Source organism: Arthrobacter sp. JUb115 (genome assembly GCF_004365035.1).
In the GTDB taxonomy this organism is placed as follows: Bacteria; Actinomycetota; Actinomycetes; order Actinomycetales; family Micrococcaceae; genus Glutamicibacter.
This window is the reverse complement of record NZ_SOBS01000003.1, coordinates 73,420-94,619: the sequence shown is the minus strand read 5'-3', so window position 1 is coordinate 94,619 and position 21,200 is coordinate 73,420. Positions and strand designations below refer to the sequence as shown.

Annotated in this window: 21 protein-coding genes and 1 riboswitch; of the genes, 8 read left to right on the top strand and 13 right to left on the bottom strand. The window is 61.8% G+C overall.

The window, feature by feature from the left end; translation table 11 throughout:
• The first annotated feature begins 38 nt into the window (after nt 1-38).
• Nucleotides 39-665: a GNAT family N-acetyltransferase gene (locus tag EDF61_RS05920; RefSeq protein ID WP_105657088.1), complete on the top strand. Its 627-nt coding sequence runs from the start codon at nt 39-41 to the stop codon at nt 663-665.
• On the opposite strand, the gene EDF61_RS05915 is transcribed toward EDF61_RS05920, so the two are convergent.
• The 4 genes from EDF61_RS05915 to dnaK form a co-directional block, all read right to left on the bottom strand.
• Nucleotides 662-1,090, bottom strand: coding sequence for a heat shock protein transcriptional repressor HspR (locus EDF61_RS05915; RefSeq protein WP_105656998.1), 429 nt, complete (start codon nt 1,088-1,090; stop codon nt 662-664). The two genes, EDF61_RS05920 and EDF61_RS05915, sit on opposite strands and share 4 nt — an antisense overlap.
• Nucleotides 1,091-1,203: 113 nt before the next feature.
• Nucleotides 1,204-2,178, bottom strand: a complete 975-nt coding sequence (locus tag EDF61_RS05910; RefSeq protein ID WP_105656999.1) for a DnaJ C-terminal domain-containing protein — start codon at nt 2,176-2,178, stop codon at nt 1,204-1,206.
• Between the two features lie 85 nt (nt 2,179-2,263).
• Nucleotides 2,264-2,845: a nucleotide exchange factor GrpE gene (locus tag EDF61_RS05905; protein ID WP_105657000.1), complete on the bottom strand. Its 582-nt coding sequence runs from the start codon at nt 2,843-2,845 to the stop codon at nt 2,264-2,266.
• 13 nt (nt 2,846-2,858) lie between these two features.
• On the bottom strand, nt 2,859-4,712 hold the full coding sequence (dnaK, locus tag EDF61_RS05900; RefSeq protein WP_105657001.1) for a molecular chaperone DnaK: 1,854 nt from the start codon (nt 4,710-4,712) through the stop codon (nt 2,859-2,861).
• Between the two features lie 249 nt (nt 4,713-4,961).
• On the opposite strand from dnaK, the gene EDF61_RS05895 reads away from it, so the two are divergent.
• Nucleotides 4,962-5,180: a PLD nuclease N-terminal domain-containing protein gene (locus EDF61_RS05895; RefSeq protein WP_105657002.1), complete on the top strand. Its 219-nt coding sequence runs from the start codon at nt 4,962-4,964 to the stop codon at nt 5,178-5,180.
• Between the two features lie 82 nt (nt 5,181-5,262).
• Here the strand turns inward: EDF61_RS05895 and EDF61_RS05890 are convergent, their stop codons facing one another.
• The 3 genes from EDF61_RS05890 to EDF61_RS05880 all read right to left on the bottom strand — a co-directional run bounded on the left by EDF61_RS05890 (nt 5,263) and on the right by EDF61_RS05880 (nt 9,916).
• A complete protein-coding gene (locus EDF61_RS05890) occupies nt 5,263-5,736 on the bottom strand; it encodes a small multi-drug export protein (protein WP_105657003.1) in 474 nt (157 codons plus the stop codon).
• Between the two features lie 191 nt (nt 5,737-5,927).
• Nucleotides 5,928-7,469, bottom strand: coding sequence for a DEAD/DEAH box helicase (locus tag EDF61_RS05885; protein ID WP_133833560.1), 1,542 nt, complete (start codon nt 7,467-7,469; stop codon nt 5,928-5,930).
• A 305-nt stretch (nt 7,470-7,774) separates the two neighbouring features.
• Nucleotides 7,775-9,916 (bottom strand): MMPL family transporter, encoded by a 2,142-nt coding sequence (locus EDF61_RS05880; protein WP_133833559.1) that lies wholly within the window; start codon nt 9,914-9,916, stop codon nt 7,775-7,777.
• Between the two features lie 129 nt (nt 9,917-10,045).
• Between EDF61_RS05880 and EDF61_RS05875 the strand changes: the two genes are divergently transcribed.
• The 4 genes from EDF61_RS05875 to EDF61_RS05860 all read left to right on the top strand — a co-directional run bounded on the left by EDF61_RS05875 (nt 10,046) and on the right by EDF61_RS05860 (nt 13,823).
• Nucleotides 10,046-10,558, top strand: a complete 513-nt coding sequence (locus tag EDF61_RS05875; RefSeq protein WP_133833558.1) for a MarR family winged helix-turn-helix transcriptional regulator — start codon at nt 10,046-10,048, stop codon at nt 10,556-10,558.
• Nucleotides 10,555-11,178 (top strand): LysE family transporter, encoded by a 624-nt coding sequence (locus EDF61_RS05870; protein WP_133833557.1) that lies wholly within the window; start codon nt 10,555-10,557, stop codon nt 11,176-11,178. The genes EDF61_RS05875 and EDF61_RS05870 overlap by 4 nt, the downstream gene beginning before the upstream one ends.
• A gap of 139 nt (nt 11,179-11,317) precedes the next feature.
• A complete protein-coding gene (locus EDF61_RS05865) occupies nt 11,318-11,827 on the top strand; it encodes a low molecular weight protein-tyrosine-phosphatase (protein WP_105657007.1) in 510 nt (169 codons plus the stop codon).
• The gene (locus tag EDF61_RS05860) at nt 11,814-13,823 is read left to right on the top strand and encodes a chorismate-binding protein (protein ID WP_133833556.1); all 2,010 of its coding nucleotides are present in this window, start codon (nt 11,814-11,816) and stop codon (nt 13,821-13,823) included. Before EDF61_RS05865 ends, EDF61_RS05860 begins: the two co-directional genes overlap by 14 nt.
• Before the next feature lie 33 nt (nt 13,824-13,856).
• On the opposite strand, the gene cls is transcribed toward EDF61_RS05860, so the two are convergent.
• Complete coding sequence (cls, locus tag EDF61_RS05855) at nt 13,857-15,353, bottom strand: cardiolipin synthase (RefSeq protein ID WP_286134130.1); 1,497 nt, start codon at nt 15,351-15,353, stop codon at nt 13,857-13,859.
• Between the two features lie 166 nt (nt 15,354-15,519).
• On the opposite strand from cls, the gene EDF61_RS05850 reads away from it, so the two are divergent.
• A complete protein-coding gene (locus tag EDF61_RS05850) occupies nt 15,520-16,395 on the top strand; it encodes an aminodeoxychorismate lyase (protein ID WP_105657010.1) in 876 nt (291 codons plus the stop codon).
• Here the strand turns inward: EDF61_RS05850 and EDF61_RS05845 are convergent.
• A complete protein-coding gene (locus EDF61_RS05845) occupies nt 16,392-18,719 on the bottom strand; it encodes an ATP-binding cassette domain-containing protein (RefSeq protein WP_133833555.1) in 2,328 nt (775 codons plus the stop codon). The two genes, EDF61_RS05850 and EDF61_RS05845, sit on opposite strands and share 4 nt — an antisense overlap.
• Nucleotides 18,716-19,324, bottom strand: coding sequence for an ECF transporter S component (locus tag EDF61_RS05840; protein ID WP_105657012.1), 609 nt, complete (start codon nt 19,322-19,324; stop codon nt 18,716-18,718). Before EDF61_RS05840 ends, EDF61_RS05845 begins: the two co-directional genes overlap by 4 nt.
• A 65-nt stretch (nt 19,325-19,389) precedes the next feature.
• Nucleotides 19,390-19,510: riboswitch (TPP riboswitch) on the bottom strand.
• An 84-nt stretch (nt 19,511-19,594) separates the two neighbouring features.
• Between EDF61_RS05840 and EDF61_RS05835 the strand changes: the two genes are divergently transcribed.
• Entirely contained in the window at nt 19,595-19,837 is a 243-nt protein-coding gene (locus EDF61_RS05835; RefSeq protein ID WP_105657090.1) for a DUF4235 domain-containing protein, read from the top strand.
• A gap of 56 nt (nt 19,838-19,893) precedes the next feature.
• Here the strand turns inward: EDF61_RS05835 and mnhG are convergent, their stop codons facing one another.
• The 3 genes from mnhG to EDF61_RS05820 are packed head-to-tail and all read right to left on the bottom strand — an operon-like array spanning nt 19,894 to nt 21,195.
• Nucleotides 19,894-20,298, bottom strand: a complete 405-nt coding sequence (gene mnhG / locus EDF61_RS05830) for a monovalent cation/H(+) antiporter subunit G (RefSeq protein ID WP_105657013.1) — start codon at nt 20,296-20,298, stop codon at nt 19,894-19,896.
• Nucleotides 20,298-20,564, bottom strand: a complete 267-nt coding sequence (locus EDF61_RS05825) for an MrpF/PhaF family protein (RefSeq protein ID WP_105657014.1) — start codon at nt 20,562-20,564, stop codon at nt 20,298-20,300. The genes mnhG and EDF61_RS05825 overlap by 1 nt, the downstream gene beginning before the upstream one ends.
• Before the next feature lies 1 nt (nt 20,565).
• A complete protein-coding gene (locus EDF61_RS05820) occupies nt 20,566-21,195 on the bottom strand; it encodes a Na+/H+ antiporter subunit E (protein WP_105657015.1) in 630 nt (209 codons plus the stop codon).
• Between the last annotated feature and the right edge of the window lie 5 nt (nt 21,196-21,200).

The following is a 21,200-nucleotide window of genomic DNA, read 5'->3' as shown; positions in this document are numbered from 1 at the left end:
AGCATTGAAGAGGCCATGGAATCCATAGGATGGATTCCATGGCCTCTTCTTCTGCGCAAAGTCTGCACTACGCCCAAGCTCCGAGAATGGACTATGCCGGGGTGCGGCTAGAACAATTGTCAATGGACCACGCCCCGGATCTGATCCAGCTCGCAGCCAACGGCCAGTTGGATGAAGCGTGGTTTGCCACCACTCCATCGGCCGAATCCATGCGCTTGGATATCCAGCGCCGCTTGGCATTGCAGGAAACTGGCGAGATGGCTCCCTTTGCGATCATCGACCTGTCCACCGGCAAAGCGGTGGGGGCCACGACTTACTTGAATATCGACGCGGCAAATCACCGCGTGGAAATCGGCTCAACGTTCCTGGCCATGCCAGCCCAAGGCACCGGGATCAATCCAGCTGCCAAGTTCATGCTGCTGCGCCGGGCTTTCGAGGAACTGGATTGCTATTCAGTGGCTTTCTGCACGCACTGGCACAATGCCGCTTCACGCGCCGCGATTGCACGGCTCGGCGCCAAGCAGGATGGCGTGCTGCGCAATCACAAATATGATCCAAAGAGCGGCACCCTGCGCGATACGGTGATGTTCTCAATACTCCCGCACGAATGGCCTGCCGTGCGCACCCAATTGGAAGCGCGCTTGGCCCGGCACGGACGGATCTAGCGTCCGATAGCGCGGCGCGCGGTAAACAGCGTCACGGTCGGTTCACGGCGTTCAGGGCGCATGCCCCTAGCCAACGAAACGATGTCGCCTCCAGCGGTGCCCGCAGCGAAGATGCGAGATTGGCCCTGGCGTACGGCGGAAAGTTCTTGGCGAAGCCCATTGACTTCGGTTTGCAGATAGGCGACTTGATCTTGCAGGTCCAGGATGCGCTTGATGCCCTCGAGCGAGACGCCTTCCTTGCTCAGGGCCTGCACCTGGCGCAACAGTGATACGTCGCGCTGCGAGTAGCGGCGTTGCTTTCCGCTCTGGCGGCTGGGCGAAACCAAACCAATGCGGTCATACTGGCGCAGCGTCTGCGGATGCATGTCTGCAAGTTGCGCGGCGACGGAAATGACGAAGACAGGTCGCAGGTACTCCCCGTTCACGTTGCTTCTACCACCTTTCTGCAAGGACCTTGGATTCGGTCCCTATTGCCTTCGAGTCTATCTTCCCTGCCCAGCCAATTCGATGACGGGGCAGGGAAGACAGCCTATTGGGTTCAGAGCTTGGCTTTGGCAGCCAAATCCACTCGTGGATCCTCGCCCTCGGTGGCTGATGCGAAGTCCTCCACGGCCTTCTTTGCAGCATCCGAGAGGTTCTGCGGAATCGCGACATCCAGGACGATCAGCAGATCGCCGGTGGCCTTGGAGGTCTTCACGCCGCGGCCCTTCAGACGCAAGGTGCGCCCGGAGTTGGATCCAGCGGGAACCTTCACCGCAACGGAATCCCCGTCCAGGGTCGGTACGTGGATCTTTGCTCCAAGCACCGCTTCAGCGAAGGTCACCGGCACGTGGATGCGGATGTTGTTCTCTTCGCGCTTGAAGAACGGGTGCTCGCTGACCTTGACCTTGACCAGCAGGTCGCCGTTGCCGGCAGCACCAGGCTGGCCCTTGCCGCGCACGCGCACCGACTGGCCATCCTTGATGCCCGCCGGTATGCGCACGTCAATGACCTCGCCATTCTGCTCGCGCAGGCCAATGGTGGTGCCCTTAATTGATCCGGAGAAGGAAATCGTGGTGCTCGCCGTGCGGTCAGCACCCTTGCGCGGTGGTGCGCTCTGGCCGAAGCCGCCGCCACCGAAACCGCCGCCACCACCGAAGAGGTCGGAGAAGTCCGGCTGCCCGCCGCGGCCACGTGGGCCCGCTCCGCCGCCTCCGAAGAGGTTGGAGAAGATGTCCTCGAAGCCGGCTTGCCCGCCGGGGCCGCCCGGTCCGCCACCAGCAGAGAATCGCGCTCCGCCGCCCATGGCGCGGATCGCGTCGTACTGCTCGCGCTCTTCCTTGTCCGAAAGCACCGAGTTGGCTTCGGAGATGTCCTTGAATTTCTTTTCAGCGGCCGCATCACCCTGGTTGGTATCCGGGTGGTACTTGCGCGCAAGCTTGCGGTACGCCTTCTTGATGTCCGCCTCGCTGGCGTCCTTGGAGACGCCCAGAATGGCGTAAAAGTCTTTTTCGATCCAGTCCTGACTTGCCATCAGGGCCCCATCCTTTCAGTGCCAATTCGACACTGCCCACTGTCGAAGACTCGGCAGTGGGCAGTATCGATTGTGCTATTCGTGGCTATTCGCCGGTTGCTACCAGCACCTGAGCTGCACGCAGGATGATGGTTCCCTTGCGGTAACCGGTGCGCAGCACCTGTCCCACGTGGTCGGCTGGAATCTCGTCAACAGCCTGGCGAAGCAGGGCTTCGTGGATGTTCGGGTCGAATTCCACGCCGGCCTCGTTGATGCGCTCCAGGCCATGCTGAGCCAGAATTCCATCCAGCTTGTTGGCGATCGATGCGAACGGGCCGTCGGCGAGGTCGCCGTGGGCTCGCGCCGCATCGATGTCGTCAAGCACCGGAAGCAGGGTGTTGAGCACTGACTGCACGGCGTTTTCACGCGCTACGGCCCGGTCGCGTTCCACGCGCTTGCGGTAGTTGACGTATTCGGCCTGCAGGCGCAGCAGGTCGTTGCGCAGTTCGGTTTCCACCGCACCGGCCTCTTCCGGCTGCGCCGAATCGGCTTCAGCGCCAGCAGCAGCTTCGTTCAGGATCGCCTCGGCCTGACCCAGGGCGTCAGCGGTTGGCTGCTCGTTGGCGGCCTCTGGCTGGTTCTCCGGCTCCTGGCCGGAGTTCTCGTTCTGGTCCTTTGCCTCGGACATATTCCTAAACTCCTTACTTCTTGTCGGCTTCGTCTTCGTCGATGACCTCGGCGTCGACGATGTCTTCATCAGCGTTCGGTGCCTGCTCGCCCTCAGGAGCCTGGGCGCCCTCGGCCTGCGCGTTGGCGTAGATTGCCTCGCCCAGCTTGGTCTGCGATGCCTGCAGCTTCTCGAACGCGGCCTTGACCTCGTCGTCGTTGTCCTGCTTCTCCAGGGCAGCCTTCAGGGCGTCGACGTCAGCCTGGACCTCGGTCTTGACCTCTTCAGGCAGCTTGTCTTCGTTGTCCTTGATCAGCTTGTCTACGGAGTAGGCAGCCTGCTCAGCGGCGTTACGGGTCTCAGCGGCCTCGCGGCGTGCCTTGTCTTCTTCGGCGTGTGCTTCAGCTTCCTGGACCATGCGCTCGATGTCTTCCTTGGACAGCGAGGAACCACCGGTGATGGTCATCGACTGCTCGGTGCCGGTGCCCTTGTCCTTGGCGGATACGTGCACGATGCCGTTGGCGTCGATGTCGAAGGTGACCTCAACCTGCGGGATGCCGCGAGGAGCCGGTGCGATACCGGTCAGCTCGAAGGTGCCCAGCGCCTTGTTGTCGCGGGTGAACTCGCGCTCGCCCTGGAAGACCTGGATGGATACCGAAGGCTGGTTGTCCTCGGCGGTGGTGAAGGTCTCCGAACGCTTGGTCGGGATCGCGGTGTTGCGCTCGATCAGCTTGGTCATCACGCCGCCCTTGGTCTCGATACCCAAGGACAGTGGGGTGACGTCGATGAGCAGAACGTCCTTGCGCTCGCCCTTCAGCACGCCTGCCTGCAGCGCTGCGCCCACGGCGACAACCTCATCTGGGTTCACGCCCTTGTTCGCTTCCTTGCCGGCCAGGTCCTTGACCAGTTCGGCAACGGCTGGCATGCGGGTGGAACCGCCAACCAGGATCACGTGGGCGATGTCCGAAACCTTGACGCCTGCCTCGGCGATGACGTCGTTGAATGGCTTGCGGGTGCGCTCCAGCAGGTCCTTGGTCAGGTCCTGGAACTTGGCACGCGAGAGGTGCTCGTCCAGGTGCACTGGGCCTTCCGGGGTCACCGAGAGGTACTGCAGCGAGATGTTGGTGCTGGTAGCCGAGGACAGTTCCTTCTTGGCCTGCTCAGCAGATTCCTTCAGGCGCTGCAGCGCGATCTTGTCCTTGGACAGGTCCGCGCCCTTGGCCTTGGCCTGGGCCAGCAGCCAATCCACGATGCGCTGATCCCAGTCGTCGCCGCCCAGGCGGTTATCGCCTGCGGTAGAGCGGACCTGGATGGTCGAGAAGCCGTCGTCGTCCTTGCCGACTTCCAGCAGGGAAACGTCGAAGGTGCCGCCACCGAGGTCGAAGACCAGGATGAGCTCGTCTTCCTGGCCCTTTTCCAGGCCGTAAGCCAGCGCAGCTGCGGTTGGCTCGTTGACGATGCGCAGGACGTTCAGGCCGGCGATCTCGCCAGCTTCCTTGGTGGCCTGGCGCTCTGCGTCGTTGAAGTATGCAGGAACGGTGATCACCGCGTCGGTGACCTTCTCGCCCAGGTACGACTCAGCGTCGTTCTTCAGCTTCATCAGGGTACGAGCCGAGATTTCCTGAGCGGTGTACTTCTTCTCGTCAACGTCAATGGTCCAGTCGGTACCCATGTGACGCTTGACCGATGCGATGGTGCGGTCGATGTTGTTGACGGCCTGGCGCTTGGCGATATCGCCAACCAGGACTTCGCCGCTCTTCGAGAAAGCAACGATCGACGGGGTAGTGCGGTTGCCTTCCGCGTTTGCGATAACGGTTGGCTCACCACCTTCGAGCACGGAAACGACGGAGTTGGTGGTTCCTAGGTCGATACCTACGGCACGCGACATAATGGCTCTCCTTTGCCTTGGTTGAAAGTACTAACGCTGAGGACATTTATCCTCATTGAGCGTTCTGCACTCAAGTTTACTCAGCCACTTTCGGCTGTCAAATCAACTTGAGCGAAGGTGACTCAACTTTGCGTTCTGCTCATTTCAACTGCGGTGGTGAGAGAATAATTCCCGTCCTGAAAAAATTTTTCATTCATCCGCTTTCAACGCTTCCAGCGGGCGGGAAAAGCGGCAGCTAGGAGCCACCTCATGGAAACGAAGCGCAAGTTCCAGGATCTGCCACCGGGCGGAAAGATCGCGGTCGCCTCTGCGGCAATTGCCGAGCTGACCTTGATGGTTGCGGCACTGCGGGATTTGTACAAGCGCCCTGCCGAACAAGTCAAGGGTCCAAAGCCGGCATGGGCAGCGGCCAGCATGATCAATTTCCTTGGCCCCATCGCCTATTTTGCTTTTGGACGCCGCAAGTAATCCCTTGGCATTCCATAGCCACTGGAAAGCAAGCCGTCCTCGTTGGTTCGAGGACGGCTTGTTCGCTTTCAGCGAGTTCCGGTTAGCCCATCAGGCTAATTCCCCGGGCAGCCAGAACGCCAAACGCGGTGCCCCACAAGATAATCGAGATGATCTGCCAGATGATCACCTTCTGCTTATTGGCGCCGAAGGAGACCAAGGCAGCCGAGGTCACCTGCGAAGGCAGGATGGTCTGCCCCAGAAGGCTCACCCCGGCAATGCCGTATTTATCGAAAGCTCGGCGCAGCTTCTCGAACTTGCGTTCCTTCTTCTCCGAGTCCTTGCCCTTGCGAACCTTGTTGCGCACGGCGTGGGCGCTGTTGACGAACAACAGCATGGAAATCACGTTGCCGATCACGGCGGTGGCGATGGCAGCAACCACCGGAACACCGATGACCACGCCAATGGCCGAACCAAAGTAGGACTCGATCAGCGGAATGGCAGCTAGCAAAGCAACAGCCAAGAACTGTAGCGGTTCTGGGAAGGACGCGGCGAAGTTCTGCAGGGATTCAATCATGGCTGGTGCTCCTGAAGCGGTGAAGGTTAATCGGCGACTCGTTGCTTCAATCCTATGTATCGCCTAGTCGAGGAGGGATCAATCAGCGGAGCTAAACTTTTGACGCGCAATTTCCCGGGTATAACGCAAAACTCCCCCGCATCCATTGGGATGGATGCGAGGGAGTACTCCGCAAGGATTAGTGCCAGCGCCTAGTTGCCACGACCAGCTGGGCTCGATGCGCGACGCGGGCCACGCGAACGGCCACCGGTTGCACCGCCAGCGGCATTGCGGCCGCCGGTTCGCGGTGAGCGCGAAGGGCTCGACGGGCGTTCAGCGTTGGCACCTCGTGCGCCGCGGGCTGGACGGTCGGAGTTCGCACCGCGGGCGCTGCGCGCTGGACGCTCGCCCTGGCTAGCGCCGTCACGTTCCGTACGGCGGCGTTCGCCGCCACGGCCCTGGGCTTCGGCAGCTGGCTTGGCGCCACGCGCCGGGCGCTGGCCGCGGCCACCGCGGCCGGCACCTTCACCGGCAGGCTTGCTCTTGGCAGGATTGCGCTTCTGCTGAACCGGAGCAACGTAGGCAACCGGCTCGGCAACTTCGCCGACGACCTTGGCCACAACCGGAGAATTCAGGTTGACCTTTTCGAAAGGCACCTTCAGTCCGGCCTGCTTCAGCAAAGTCGAAACGTCGCCCTGCTGATCAGGGGTGCAGATGGTCACTACAGTTCCATCCGAACCCGCACGTGCGGTACGGCCGGAGCGGTGGGTGTAGGCCTTGTGCTCTGCTGGTGGATCAACGTGGACAACCAGCTCCACACCATCAACGTGCACGCCACGAGCGGCTACGTCGGTGGCGACAAGAACCTTCGCCTCGCCTGAAGCAAAAGCAGCAAGGTTGCGGTCACGGGCATTCTGCGAGAGGTTACCGTGCAGGTCTACCGCCGGAACGCCAGCCTTGGACAGGGTGAGCGCCATCTTCTTGGCGTGGTGCTTGGTGCGCATGAACATGATGCGACGGGCAGTGCCCTGGGCCAGAACGCGGATCAGGTCCTTCTTATCATCGTTGCCGATGACGAAGACGTGGTGCTCCATGGTGTTCACAGCGGCCTTGGGTGCATCCACCGAGTGAATGGTCGGGTTGCTCAGGTAGCGCTTGACCACCTTGTCCACACCGTTGTCCAAGGTAGCGGAGAACAGCATGTGCTGGATGCCGGTTGGCATGCGGTCCATGATGCGGCGAACTACAGGCAGGAAGCCCATGTCGGCCATGTGGTCGGCTTCATCCAGCACGGAGATTTCCAGCTGGGACAGGTCCACGACCTTCTGCTTGATCAGGTCATCCAGGCGGCCCGGGCAGGCGATGACAATGTCCACGCCCTCGTTCATGGCCTTTTCCTGGCGGCTCTGGGCCACGCCACCGTAGATCACGGTGGTACGCAGGCCTGCGGCCTTTGCCAGGGGGTCAACGGTCTTGGCAATCTGGGTCGCCAGTTCACGGGTTGGAGCCATGATCAGCGCGCGTGGGAAACGGGCCTTGCGGCGCTGTGGGCGATCTGCCAGCCGGGCTACCAGGGGCAGCGAGAAGGCCAAAGTCTTGCCGGAGCCGGTCTGGCCGCGGCCCAGGACGTCGCCGCCGGCCAAGGTCGAAGGCAAGGTGGCTTCCTGGATCGGGAAAGCGGCTTCGATTCCGCTGGCAGCAAGGACCTTCGACAGGTATTCGGGCACGCCGAGGGCGCTAAAAGTTACGGACATATTCAAACTTTCTCTCTGATTCGCACGCCTGCTTCAGGCGTTGGGTTTCGCCGAGCCAGGAGGAAGTCCGCAACATGCAAGGCCAAGGAAGGCCTGCTGCCAAAAGTGGACCGGCGGAGGTTTTCCGGGCGATTCACAGGAGGGAAATCTAAACTGTCGACGCATGCGCCACAGAATTTTCCGGTGACGCACAAGTATCCATACTACAGTGCGAAAGCGGGGCCCGTCTGTGAGCGGCCCCGCTTTGCACTGCTGCCCCGGGAGACGTTCACCACTAGGGATCCCGGGACAGGCCGCCGCGCTGCCTAATTCAGCTCGAATTCCTTCTTCGCCAATTTCGAGGGCCACCAGACCTTTGGTCCGATTTCTTCGACCAGCGCCGGCACCAGCAGGCTTCGCACGACGAAGGTATCCAAGAGCACCCCGAAGGCCACGATGAAGCCCAACTGGCCCAGGAACATGATTGGCACCACACCCAGTGCGGCGAAGGTAGCGGCAAGCACCACGCCGGCGGAGGTAATCACGCCGCCGGTGACCTTCAAGCCCACCCGCATGCCCTCACGGGTTCCGCGCTTCAAGGATTCCTCGCGCACACGGGTCATCAAGAAGATGTTGTAGTCAACGCCCAGCGCCACCAGGAAGACAAAGCCGAACAGCGGTACGGATGGATCGGCACCCACGTAGCCGAAGACATTGTTGAAGACCAGCGCACTGACACCCATCGCCGTGCCGTAGGACAGTACGGTGGTCAGGATCAGCAGCACCGGAGCCAGAATGGAACGCAGCAGCAGCATCAAGATCAGCAAGATGGCCAGGAGGGTAATCGGAATGATCTTGAACAGATCCGCGATGGCCGTCTCATTGGTATCGAGCTGGGTCGCAGTGGTGCCGCCGACCAGCGCGTCGGCGTCGACCGCATGCAGCTGCTCGCGCAGCTCGACCACGGTCTGCTTGGCGGCATCCGAGTCGGCCGCATCGGCCAGCGTCACCGACATCAGGTTGCGGCCTTCGACGCTCATTGGCTCGGCCCCGCGGGCGGCCATGGCCGGTCCGCCGTCTTCAGCCTGCAAGTAGGCCGAATCCACGCCGGTGACATCAAGGGCCTTTTCCAGGGCCGTCTGCGCTTCGGCTTCATCGACAATCACCGTGGCCGGGGATCCCGAGCCGCCAGGGAAGTGCTCGCCCAGGGCGATCTGCCCGTCACGCGACTCCGAACCGCCTACCACCAGCTCGCTCTGCGGCACGCCATGGGCCTTGAGCTGGGTCATGCCCAGCGCTCCCACGGCGAGCACCAGAGCGGTGATGATCCAGATCGGGCGCGGATGGCTGGCAACGAACCGCGCAATGCGGCCCCACAGGCCTTCCTTCTCCTGGCCTTGGGCGTCCACGGCCACCGGCTTGGGCGGGAAGGGCCAGTAAGCGGCCCGTCCCAGCAAGCCGAGCACCGCCGGCAGGAACGTCAACGCGGCAACGATCGAGAAGATGATGCCCGAGGCGCCAATGGGTCCCAGTGCCTTATTGGAGTTCAGATCGGAGAACAGCAGGCACAGCAGGCCCACCGTCACGGTGCCGCCCGAAGCGACAATCGGTTCCAGCGAGCCTTTCCATGCGGAAGCCACGGCCTGCCACTTGTCCTGGCCGGCCATGAGCGCTTCCTTGTGCCTGGCCACGAACAGCAGCGAGTAGTCGGTAGCCGCACCGATGACCAGGATGGACAAGATGCCCTGGGCCTGGCCGTCGAGCCGGATCCAGCCTTCGGATGCCATGAAGTACACCGCGACAATTGCCGCGCACAGCGCGACGACCGAGGTGAGCAGCACCGTGAAGGGAAGCAGGATCGAACGGTAGACCAGCAGCAGGATCACCAGCACAGCTACCAGGGCCACGCCCAGCAGCACGCCGTCGATGCCGCCGAAGGCCTCGACCAGGTCGGCGCTGAAGCCTGCCGGCCCGGTGACATAGGCGGTGGTGCCCTCGGGCTTCTCGGCAGCCAGGAGCGCCCGCAGCTCTTCGACTCCGGTATCGGCCTCCACCTCGCCGGAGACCGGAACGATGAATTCAGCGGCCTTGCCGTCTTCGGAGAGGAAGGGCCCGGTGATCTGCCCGTCCAGATGCGTGAAGTCCTTCAGCGCCTCGCCGATCCCTCCAGCAGTTTCCTTGCTGACCTCGCCATCGCTGGTGAGCAGGACCACCGCTGGGATTGCTTCGGTGGAGCGGAATTTGTTCTGCCATTCCAGGGCTTCGGTTGCTTCGGCGGTGGCCGGGAGGAAGGAGGTCTGGTCGTTGGTCTGGACCTCGGAAAGCTTGCCGAAGGTCGGGCCGCCGATTCCGGCTACACCCAGCCAGAGGATGATCAGCAGGGCGTAGATTCCTGCCCTGATGCCGATACCCTTCTTGTCCAATCGCTTCTTGCCCGATGGCTGGTCGGTTTTCGCTACATGCGCCACTGATCCGTCCTCACTCGTGATTGCTGGCGGTGGATCAAAGGGCGATCCGAATGCCATACTACAAGACTTACTTCCATCGTAGAAATACTTCCCAGGCTATTAAATGCTTTTCCGACTAGGATTGCGCCTATGAGCGCAAGAGAACAGCACAATTTGGTCATGCTCCTGCAGGAATTCGGCCAAGCCTCGGACCGCTACGTTGAGTCCACCGGAGCACTTTACGCAACGCACCGCACGGATATGAATGCGCTGTCAATCATCATGAAATACGAGCAGCGCAGCCTTCTGCCTTCCCCGCGCGACCTGAGCCGCGACCTGCAACTGAGTTCTCCGGCTACCACCGCCATGCTCGACCGCCTGGAAAAACTGGGAATGATCGAGCGCCAGCGCTCGGACCGGGATCGCCGTGTCGTCCGCATCGCCATGACACCCAAAGCCCGCGGCAAGGGCATGGAAATGTTCATGCCGCTAGGTGCCAAAATGCGGGAAGTGATCAGCCACTACGACGAACAGCAGCTGCAGGTCATAGCCCGCTTCATGGCAGAAGCCGTCGCCGGCGTGGACAGCGCGCGCGAAGAAGTCGTAACACAGCGGGCAACGAAACCAGCCAAGAGCGCGACGGACACTAGCCTTAAGCAGTGACCCTTTCACTCTGGATATCCCTTCTCAGCGCCTGCATCGTCATCAGCTTCACCCCCGGGGCCGGAGCCATCAACACGATGAGCAATTCGATGCGCCAAGGCTGGCGTGCTTCCATTTGGGGCGTGCTCGGGCAGCAGATCGCCTTGCTGATCCATGTGGTGATCGTTGCCGCCGGAGTCGGTTTGCTCGTGGCCAGCTCGCCGTTGCTGTTCGCCATCATCCGCTACGCAGGCGCTGCCTATCTGGTGTATCTCGGTATCCGCATGCTGCTCTCCAAGCCGGAGGTCGCCTCCGATGGAACCAGCACCGGGCACCGCCTGACCCGCTGGTCCATGCTCAACCGGGGCATCCTGGTCAACCTGCTCAATCCGAAGGCCATCGTCTTCTTCTTGGCTTTCACCCCGCAGTTCATCCGCACCGATCAGCCGCTCCTGGCCCAATACGCCATCTTCATCGGCACGGTCATCGTGGTGGACATCGCGGTGATGTTCTTCTTCTTTGCCGGCACGGCCCGCACCTTCCAGCGCTTCACCGCGACCTACCGCGGCGCCAAGCTGCTGAACATCCTCTTCGGCGTACTGTTCATCCTGGTCGCCGCGCTCCTGCTGCTCATGCACTAGCATTTTCGCCCCGCTCTTGCCGCAGAACTCCTAGCCGTGAACCGATTCCCGGGCCAATTTCCGAATCGTTGCCGATTTGTTGCCGGGAAACGGGCGCGTAGCTATCGATCGAATCGCCTTGTGCCCATAGACTGATGCCATGTTCCGGATAATGATCGTGTGCACGGGAAATATTTGCCGTTCGCCTATGGCCGAGTACATGCTCAAGAATGCGCTCAAGGATGCCGAGGTCTCGCAGGTCGAGGTCATATCGCGAGCCATCACCGATGGTGAAGTCGGCAAGCGCATCGATGAGCGTGCTGCCAGTACTCTGCGCAGCCATGGACTTGATGCATCTGAGCACATTGCCGCCCAGATCGACTCGGACGAAATCGCCAAGATGGATCTCGTACTGGCGATGGACACCGACCACTTCGAGGAACTCGTTCCCGAATTGGCCGAAATCGATCCGAGCGAACGTCCGCAACTGCGGATGTTCCGTTCCTTTGATCCGGGAACCGCGAGCTCCCCGCACGACCAGCAGGGCATCTATGACCCCTGGTACGGTGATGCCGGAGACTTCCGCGAGACCTGGAAACTCATTTCTGCTTCCCTGCCTGCCCTTGTAGATTACGTGCGGAGTAACATCGCCTCTCGTGGAAACCGCTAGACCAACGCTGATTGCCATTGACGGGCGTTCCGGATCCGGCAAAAGCACCTTTGCAACAGACCTAGCGAAATACCTGGAAGCCACCGCCTCCGTAGCTATTTTGCGCCTTGAAGAGCTCTACCACGGTTGGGACGGGCTGCACCGGTCCTTCGATCTCTACCACCGGATCCTGCCTCAGCTCGCAGCAGGCAACACGATCACCTACCCCACCTGGGATTGGGCCGCGGGTGCCCTTGGCGCATCCAAGAACTTCACTCCGGCCGAGGTAGTGATCATCGAAGGCGTAGGAGCGATCCATTCCGACGCCCGAGAATTCCTCGATATCGGGATCTGGCTGGAAGCACCCGAAAGCTTCCGCCGCGATCGGGCGCTGGCACGCGATGGACAGGCCTACCGTCCGTACTGGCAGATGTGGGCCGAACAAGAGGAACGGTACCTGCTGGCCCATCAGCCGCACGCCGCAGCAACCCTGATCATTGATGCCGCTGGCGACCACGACCCCATCGAGATCTGGGCGCGTTCCTGCCGCTACCTGCCGGCCATGATGCGCCAGCTTTGCCTCCGCTCCAACCAGTCCCCCACTGCCCCAACCTTCCGCCAGAGCTACGAGGCGCCAGCCGATACGGCGTCACTCTTCGAGGAACTGGCCCGGTCCCTTCCGCATGCCGCACTACTGGAATCAACAAGCCATAAGCTTAGCGACCCGTTGGGACGCAACCGCTATTCGTTGATCGCGCTTTCGGCGGCAGAACAGCCCCCGGTACTGAGCGCCACCAGCCACGGCACCACCGTCAGCTTGCCCGGAGCGCAAGTACGGCTGGGCGAGGATTTCTTCCGCGCGCTGGCAGGCCTCTGGCCTGCCGGAACCACCGCTAAAGTCGGCTACCCGCTGCCGGCATGGGTGGGGTACCTCGGTTATGAGCTCAAGCGCGAGCTCGGCGCCGCGGATCTGCAGGCAGTGGTTGAACCCGGGCGGGTGCGCCCCGATGCCCAGTTCTTTGCGCCGGATACCGTGGTGGTCATTGACCATCAAGAAGGCCAGATGCATCTGCACAGCATTAGCGAACCGGCAGCAGCGCTGAGCATCCGGTTGGGCAATCCTCCAGAACTGCGCGCCCACCACCCGTTGCCTATCCCGCAGTTCAGCTGCGCGGATACCGAATCCGGCTACAAGCAGAAGATACGCCAGGCCCAACGCGAGATCTATGAAGGCAACACCTACGAAGTTTGCCTGACTACCGAACTGACGGCCCATGCCGAACTGTTCGATCCGTTCGAGGCCTACTGCCGGATGCGCCGCTCCAGCCCTGCACCGTTTGCCCACTACCTGCGTTTCACTGATCTCCAAATCGCCAGCATTTCACCGGAACGGTTCCTCGCGCTGTCCAAGGACGGGCAGTTGCGGGCCGAGCCGATCAAGGGCACCCGGCCGCGTGGCGAAAATGAAGAATCAGATCTCGCGTTGAAGCATGATCTGGCCACCCATCCCAAGGACCGGGCCGAGAACATCATGATCGTTGACCTGTTGCGCAACGACCTGTCGCACCATGCGGTTCCCGGGTCGGTGAAGGTTGCCCGGCTGTGCGCGGTGGAAACCTACGCGACAGTGCACCAGATGGTCTCCACCATCGACGCCACGCTATCCGCCCCGCAGCTGGCCGCCGAAGCCCTGCGCGAAGCTTTCCCGCCGGGCTCCATGACCGGTGCACCGAAGCTGTCCACGATGAGCATCTTGGATGAGCTCGAAGAGCACCGTGCCCGCGGCCTGTACTCCGGGGCCGTGGGGTATCTGGGTGCTGATGGTGCCGCCGATTTCTCCGTGGTGATCCGAACCCTGGTGTGCGACCGGCTAGCTGACCAGTCATGGCGGTTGAGCCTGGGCCTTGGCGGGGCAATCACCGCTGATTCGGTGCCCGCTGAAGAGTGGGACGAGGTCATCACCAAATCCCGCGGCGTGCTTCAAGCACTGGGCGCCAGTTTCCCGCAAGACACTTAAGCCAACTGAATTATTGCAAGGTGGCCGTCAAGATTATTGCAAGGTGGCCGTCAAGCGAGCCACATTGTCGATCCAGCGTTGCATGCGAGGACGGCGGCGCCACTGCGAGAGGGTGATTTCCGAGGAAATCCCGCGGTAGTGGTTCTGCACCTGGTTAACCGCATCGACCATTTCCTTGCCCAGCAGCATCACGGAAATTTCCATGTTCAGGCTGAATGAGCGCATGTCCATATTCGAGGATCCCACCACGGCCACGTCGTTATCCACGGTGAAGCACTTGGTATGCAGCACCATCGGTGCCGGGTAGCGGTGAATGCGCACGCCGGCTTCCAGCAGCTGCTGGTAGTAGGACTGCTGCGCGTGGTGCACCAGGAACTGGTCGCCCTCTTCGCAAACATACAATTCCACTTCTACTCCGCGCTGGGCGGCAGTGGTGATGGCATAGAGCAGCGAATCGTCTGGAACGAAGTAGGGGCTGGTGATTTCCAGGCGTTCGGAGGCAGAATAGATCAGCGTATTGAACAGCCTGAGGTTGTTCTCGGTACCGTATCCGGGGCCGCTGGGCAGCAGCTGCGCCAGGGTGGAACCGGGACGTTCCTCATAGGCCAGCGGGTGGCGGGCCTCGGCCATGTCCATCAGCACTTCCTGGTCGTCGTCCTCCTGCCACCAGTCGGTAGCGAAAGTGACGTCGAGGCTGCGCACCAGCGGACCTTCGACCCGGAGCATCATTTCAACCCATTCGCGGCCCACCTTATGCGAGGACTCGCGCTTGTAGCCGGGTTCAATCAGGTTCTGGCTTCCGGTGAAGGCCACCTCGCCATCAACAACGAGGATCTTGCGGTGGTTGCGCAGATCCGGGCGGCGCCAACGACGGCCGATCAGGTCGATGGGCAGCATCGGGCGCCAGTTGATACCGGATTTCTTCAGCCGCTTCTTGAAATCCTTGTAGCCCTTGACGCGCAAGGTTCCCAGGTGGTCGAAGAGCAACCGGACGTGCACGCCGCGCTCCGCGGCCGCTTCCAGCGCATCGAGTACCGGTCCAACATAATCCGGGTCATCGCCCATGATGTAGAACTGGATGTGCACATAGCGGGTGGCGTTATCGATTTCCTTGCGCATGGCATCGAGCGAAGCCCGGTAATCGGAAATGACCTCTACCTGGTTGCCGCCTTCCAGCGGCATGGCACCAAGATTGCGGTTGAGCATGACTGCCGATTCGACCCATTCCTCCTGGGAATGGAATTCTTCGGGCAGCTGCATGTGGCTCGTGGCCTTCATGATTTCATCGTGCGCACGCCGTTGCTTTTCCAAGCGGCGGCGCGACAGGTGCGGATTGGCGAAAAGCCAGTATGCGACAAGTCCCACAACGGGCAGGAAGAAGATAGCCAATAGCCATGCCATGGCGGTGGTGGGGCGCCGGTTGCCCGGAACGATGCCGATCATGAAGTAGCGAACCGCTAGCTCTATTGCGACCAGCACGCTCCAGAGAACGCCGCCAATCTGCAAGAAGACTTCATTACTTGGCCACACTCGGGCACCCCCTTGGCTACACCCCGCGAATTCGGCATTATCGGCCTCTGATCTGCGATGTACAGGCCAAAATCCTTCGCTTAGCTTATCGAACATTGCCGGACTTGTCTGAATCTCCGCCTGCAGAAATCGCGCAGAAGACGCTGGGGTTCGATAATCTGTCTTTATGAGCTCACTTGTATTCTTGGATCCGGCCTATCCGGCTGGTCGTCTTGCAGACATCACTGCACCGCAACTTCTGGTCACAGCACAGGGAGTGACGCGAGGTGATGGCATCTTTGAATCGATGCTCTACACCAACCAGGCCGTACGCAAATTCGAAGCGCACCTGGCACGCTTGGCGACCTCGGCTGAAGTTGCCGACTTGGCCATTCCCGATGCGCGCAGCTGGTTTGCCGCGGTAGATACCGCTGTGGCCGATTTCGATGCCACCGGCGGCGCTGAAGAAGCGGTGGTCAAGCTGGTCGCCGCGCGCGGCGAGCACGACAATGATCCTGCCATTTGCTGGGTCACCGTGACCCCTGCCCCGGCTTTGGGCAGGGAACAGCGTGAAACCGGTGTGGATGTCCTGATGCTGGATCGCGGCTACGACTCGAAGCTGGCCGAACGTGCGCCATGGCTCATGATGGGCGCCAAGACCCTTTCCTATTCGATCAACATGGCCGCCCTGCGCTACGCGCACAAGCACGGCGCCCATGATGTCATTTTCACCTCCGCCGACGGGATCATCCTGGAAGCTCCGACCTCGACCGTGCTGGTAGCCCAGCGCGATGGCGAGACCAAGCGGCTGCTGACCCCGATGCTTGAAACCGGCATCCTGCCAGGCACCACGCAAAGCGCCATTTTCGACGCCGCGGCCCAGGATGGCTGGGAGCTGGGCTACGGCCCGTTGCGCCCGGAAGACCTGTACCAGGCCGATGGCGTGTGGCTGGTTTCCTCCATCCGCCTGCTGACCCCGGTGCGCACCATCGATGCCAAGCCGTTGCGCCTGGACGCTGAGCTCCATGAAGAGCTCAGCGCCCTGAGCGAAGCAATCCGCTAGGACCACACCAAGTTGTAGGTCCCTGCCAGCACGGCCGCAGCCATTGCGGCCGTGCCAAACAGGATCCCCGTGGCCAGCACCATGCCATCACGCCAGGTGAAGGTGGCCGTGCGAATCCATGTGCGCTTGGCCGTGCCAAACCCCTTGGCCTCCATCGTGGTGGCCAACCGTCCGGCGCGGCGAATCGCTTGCACCAGCAAGGCCAGCACCTGGCCGAGGGTTGCCTTGATGCGTTGGCCCACGGTGCCGAAGTTCCCGACACCGCGAGCGCGCCGGGCCAGCGTGAGCGTGGTGAATTCTTCCACCATCAACCCGAGCAATCGCATGCCGGCCAAGGCCCCGAGCACAAACCGGTGGGGTACCTTCAGCTGCTGAGACAGCGCCCCGCCCAAATCGCTTGGATTCGTGGTGGCCAGCAGCAAGATGCACGGGATGGCCAGCGCGAAAGCGCGCAGTCCGGTGGCAATGCCCCCGGCCACCGATCCCTCGGTGATGCTGAAGGCGCCGAATTGGGCGTAGACCATGCCGCTATCCTGGCCCACCAAGGCGATGCCCCACGCCGCAAGGATTCCGGCAATCAGCAGTGGCCACGCGCGCTTGAGGAATTTCAGCGGACTCAGCCCTGCCAGGGGGAAGAACACCACGGTCGCCACGATCACGACCAGCGCCGAAACCCAATCCAAGGTGGTGATCAACGGCAGTGTTGCCGCAGCCACCGCACCGAGCTTGGCCAGCGGATTGATCTTCGCCAACCAGCTATGCCCTACCGGCGCATCAAGCACCGGCCCCTGTCGCGGGGTACCAGCTTCCGGGGTGCCGGCAGTGAGCACCAGGTCCCTTGCTTTGAGCACCGAGGCAAAGTGATCGTCGTGGGTCACAGCAATGATCGCGGTGCCCTGCTGCAATTCCTCAACCAGCAGCCCGGCCAGTTCCCTCCACGTATTCGCATCCTGCCCGAAGGTCGGTTCGTCGAGGATCAGCACCTGGGGGGATGCGGCCAGAACAGTGGCCACGGACAAGCGCCGCTTCTCGCCCCCGGAGAGAGTGAACGGGTTCGCGTCTGCCAAATGCGCCAGGCCCAAGCGTTCCAGCAACGCGTCCACGCGCGCTTGGACCTGGGCCGGCTCGTATTTCGGCGCATCGGCGCTGCTGGCCTGCGCGCGGCTGGGAGCGAAAGCCAGCTCTTCCCGAACGCTCTGGGTCACGAATTGGTGTTCGGGTTCCTGGAACACCGAACCGATCCGCCCAATCAATGCACCGGCCTTCCAGGCAAACGGGGAGTTGCCCAGACCGTCGGCCAGTTGCGCGGTGGCCGCCAACCCGCCGTCGGCCGGGACGAGCAATCCGCCCAAGGTCAAGGCCAGCGTCGACTTTCCAGCGCCATTCTCACCGCGAATCACCGTCGCGGTGCCCGCTTGCACATTCACGTCCACCGCTTGGGTGCGCGGTGCCGTGGCGGTGCGGGCGGATACCAGCTGCTGCGCTTCCAGCAGAATGGCACCGGCACCGTTCGTTGCCCGAGCCACCTGCGGGAAGTAGCCTGGAATCCACAGCCCGGCAGCAGCCAGCTCCTCGCGCACCGTTTCATCGGTGTACAGCTGCTGCGGGTCCAGATCGTGCGCGACTCCCCCACCGGGCTGCAGCACGATAACCCGGTCCACATGCTGCGCCCAGGCTTCAATCCGGTGTTCCACGACGACCAGCGTGGCACCGGAAAGCCGGGCGGCGTTCAGCACCGCATCGCGCAAGAGCTCAATGCTCTGCGGGTCCACATTGGCAGTCGGTTCATCGAGCAGCATGACGCTGGGTTCCATGGCCAGAATGCCGGCCAAGGCCAACCGCTGTTTCTGTCCGCCGGAAAGTTGCTGGGTGCGGTGCTCGAAGGACAGCGCACCCAGACCCACAGCGTCCAGCACTTCGGGGATCCGCTGGCGGATCAGTTCGGGATCCATTCCGAGGTTCTCCGCGCCAAAGGCCACATCATCGGCGACCCTGCTTTGCACTACCTGGGTTTCCGGGTCTTGCTGCATCAAGCCCACCGGGTGGCTCCGGATGAAGGCATCGCTGCCATCTATGAGCAGCCGGCCAGCGACCTGATCGTCCTCATCCGCTTCCAGCAACCCGGCCATCGCGTGCAGCAAGGTTGACTTGCCGGCGCCCGATGGACCGACCAGCAGCACCTTCTCACCGGCGTGGATCACAAGGTCCAGTCCCGAGATGGCAGGATTCTGCCTCTCGGAGTGCTGCCAGCCGAACCCCGTTGCGGTGATGGCGGCACCGCGCTGGGTCAGCGAGGCTGCGCCGGAATTGGCAAAGGAACTCATTTTGCGCTTTCCAGGTGCGCACGCCGGCTCGGCAGGGCGCTCAGAGCGCCGGTCTTCGCCAGTCCGCGCGTGGCCAACCAGGACAGAAGCCCTGCGACGACTACGCCGGAAATGCCGGTGGCGATCACGTGGAAGATCTTCATTCCGGCGGTGTACTCAACATAGTAGGCCAGGATGTAGGCCTCGGAAATGCCGGCGAACAAGCCGGCGAACAAGCCTGCCAGCAGCGCCACGCCCAGGTTCCACTTGCGGTAGCGGAATGCTGCGAAGACCAGCTCTGCACCCAGGCCCTGGACCAGGCCGGAGATCAGTACGGTCAAGCCGTAGTGCGAGCCGAGCAGCGCTTCAACTACAGCGGCCAGCAGCTCGCAGTAGATTGCGGCGCCTGGCTTGCGGATGATCAGTGCGCCGAGCACCGCCGGGAAGAGCCACATGCCGGTGAGCAACGCGGTGGCTGGCGGGAAAGCTGCAAAGGCGAGCGAGAACAGGCCATAGCCGGCACTCCACGCCCAGAAAATGACCCCTGAAGCGACGGCGATCACCGAGGCGACGACGATATCAACTACACGCCAGCCGGTCCGCTGCTTCGAAACTGTTTCGTTCATTGCTGGTCCTCCTGTGGAAAGGAGGGGAGATGGACGGAATGAGGGCATACTGCCGCGCCTATCCGCATCCGAGATGCTCGACTTCCTTCGCCGGTACTAGCCGGGGCAGGTTCGAGGGTCTGCGATCTATCGCACTCTCAGCGTCTTGCGACTTTTTAAAAGTCTGACGCTCCCCTGTCGGAATAATTACTGCTCCCCCACCATACCGCAGGTATGCTGGGCAGAGGAACGATATGTCAAGAGCTTGATCGCGAGGAAAAAATGGATAAAGTGCAGAAACTTGCCACTACCGGTATCACCGTTGGCGCTGGCATGCTCGGCGGCAAGCTGGTTGATTTCCTTTGGTTGAAGGCAACCGGCAGCAAAGCACCACGCAAGGGCACTGAGGAAGCAGCGGAAGCTTCTTTCCGCCGTGCCTTAGGCTTCGCAGTCGTTTCGGCCCTGGTCGCAGCAATCCTGCAGACGGTGGCTGACCGCAGCGCCAACAAGGTTGTTGCCAAGTTCACCAAGTAAGCTTCGGCGTTGAGCCAAAAGCGGGAGCCGCCCAGAGGGGCGGCTCCCGCTTTTTCTCAATCTTGTTCGTCTGGCGATCCGGTCTTGGAAACCGGGGTGGTTCCGGTCGGCGGTGTTCCGTTGACCTTGTTGACCACGTGGCTCAGCTCATCGGAGAACAGGGTTTCCTTGGCAGCGTGCTTGGTCCGGTAGCCGGAACGGCCAATCATGTGGGCCGAAACCGGTGCGGTCAATAGCTGCATTCCCCAGGCCAGCACGAGTACCGGGACCACCGCCCAGCTGCGCAGGTAAATGGCCAGTCCAGCGAAAATCAGCAGGAAGCCGAGTACCTGCGGTTTGGTCGCTGCATGCATGCGGGTGAGCATGTCCGGGAAGGTCAGCAAGCCGATACCTGCGATCAATGACATCAGGCAGCCAAGGATCAGCAGGACGGCAACGAGGACATCGAGGAAGATTTCCATTAGGCGTTCCTCTGATCCGAAACGAAGCGCGAGACGGTCACCGAACCGATGAACCCGAGCATGCAGGCGGCCACGACGAACAGCAAGTAGTCGGTGTGCTTGTGCAGCACCATTTCCAGGCACAGCGCGGCGGAGATGATCAGCAGCATCACGTCCAGGGCCAGCACCCGGTCAAGGATTGACGGCCCCTTGGCAACACGGACCAGGCAGGCGACAGCACCGAGCCCGAGCATGATGCCGCAGATCCAAATGACGATATCCAGCATGTTACCCCTTCCTCGCATCAAAGTTCGGTCCGCATTCGCTCTTGATCGCTTCGTACTCGTCTCGGCTGCCAATAGCCATGATCAGCCGGCGTTCGATGTCCCGGATGCCGGCACGCGCCTTCTCCACGTCCGCAGGCGACTCGATGTCGATGTAGTGCAGGTACAGCGTCGACGAGCTGCGGTCCACGTCGATCACGAAGGAGCCCGGGATCAGCGTGAGCACGTGTCCCACGGTCATCACGATCAGGTCCGAGTCGGTGCGCAGCGGGACCGCAATGACCGCGCTGCGGGTGCGCTTCCCGCGGACCAGCGCCAGCCAGGCCACATGGACGCTGGCGGCGAAGACCTGTCCGAGGAACCAGATGAACAGCTTCAGGCAGTACCAGGCATTGATCCGGCCCGAAAGGACCACCGGCGGCAGCGGGAACAGGTTCACGATCAGCAGCGCGATGATCACGCCGAAGACCATGTTCCCCAGGGAGAAGTCCTGCCAGAGAGCACCCCAGACAAAGAGCAGCAGCAGAAGCAGCGGCCATTCCTGCTTGAGTGTCGCGCGGTGGCGCACACCGGAGGTATCCAGCGCATCGTCAATGCGCTGGTCACGCGGTTCAAAGTTCTTGTTCGGCATCATCCCTC

What these genes read in the sequence shown, in the direction of transcription:
- EDF61_RS05920 (WP_105657088.1), top strand. Translation starts at nt 39, where the DNA reads ATGGCCTCTTCTTCTGCGCAAAGTCTGCACTACGCCCAAGCTCCGAGA.
- EDF61_RS05910 (WP_105656999.1), bottom strand. Translation starts at nt 2,178, where the DNA reads ATGGCAAGTCAGGACTGGATCGAAAAAGACTTTTACGCCATTCTGGGC.
- EDF61_RS05905 (WP_105657000.1), bottom strand. Translation starts at nt 2,845, where the DNA reads ATGTCCGAGGCAAAGGACCAGAACGAGAACTCCGGCCAGGAGCCGGAG.
- dnaK (WP_105657001.1), bottom strand. Translation starts at nt 4,712, where the DNA reads ATGTCGCGTGCCGTAGGTATCGACCTAGGAACCACCAACTCCGTCGTT.
- EDF61_RS05895 (WP_105657002.1), top strand. Translation starts at nt 4,962, where the DNA reads ATGGAAACGAAGCGCAAGTTCCAGGATCTGCCACCGGGCGGAAAGATC.
- EDF61_RS05890 (WP_105657003.1), bottom strand. Translation starts at nt 5,736, where the DNA reads ATGATTGAATCCCTGCAGAACTTCGCCGCGTCCTTCCCAGAACCGCTA.
- EDF61_RS05885 (WP_133833560.1), bottom strand. Translation starts at nt 7,469, where the DNA reads ATGTCCGTAACTTTTAGCGCCCTCGGCGTGCCCGAATACCTGTCGAAG.
- EDF61_RS05875 (WP_133833558.1), top strand. Translation starts at nt 10,046, where the DNA reads ATGAGCGCAAGAGAACAGCACAATTTGGTCATGCTCCTGCAGGAATTC.
- EDF61_RS05865 (WP_105657007.1), top strand. Translation starts at nt 11,318, where the DNA reads ATGTTCCGGATAATGATCGTGTGCACGGGAAATATTTGCCGTTCGCCT.
- EDF61_RS05850 (WP_105657010.1), top strand. Translation starts at nt 15,520, where the DNA reads ATGAGCTCACTTGTATTCTTGGATCCGGCCTATCCGGCTGGTCGTCTT.
- EDF61_RS05845 (WP_133833555.1), bottom strand. Translation starts at nt 18,719, where the DNA reads ATGAGTTCCTTTGCCAATTCCGGCGCAGCCTCGCTGACCCAGCGCGGT.
- EDF61_RS05840 (WP_105657012.1), bottom strand. Translation starts at nt 19,324, where the DNA reads ATGAACGAAACAGTTTCGAAGCAGCGGACCGGCTGGCGTGTAGTTGAT.
- mnhG (WP_105657013.1), bottom strand. Translation starts at nt 20,298, where the DNA reads ATGGAAATCTTCCTCGATGTCCTCGTTGCCGTCCTGCTGATCCTTGGC.
- EDF61_RS05825 (WP_105657014.1), bottom strand. Translation starts at nt 20,564, where the DNA reads ATGCTGGATATCGTCATTTGGATCTGCGGCATCATGCTCGGGCTCGGT.
- EDF61_RS05820 (WP_105657015.1), bottom strand. Translation starts at nt 21,195, where the DNA reads ATGATGCCGAACAAGAACTTTGAACCGCGTGACCAGCGCATTGACGAT.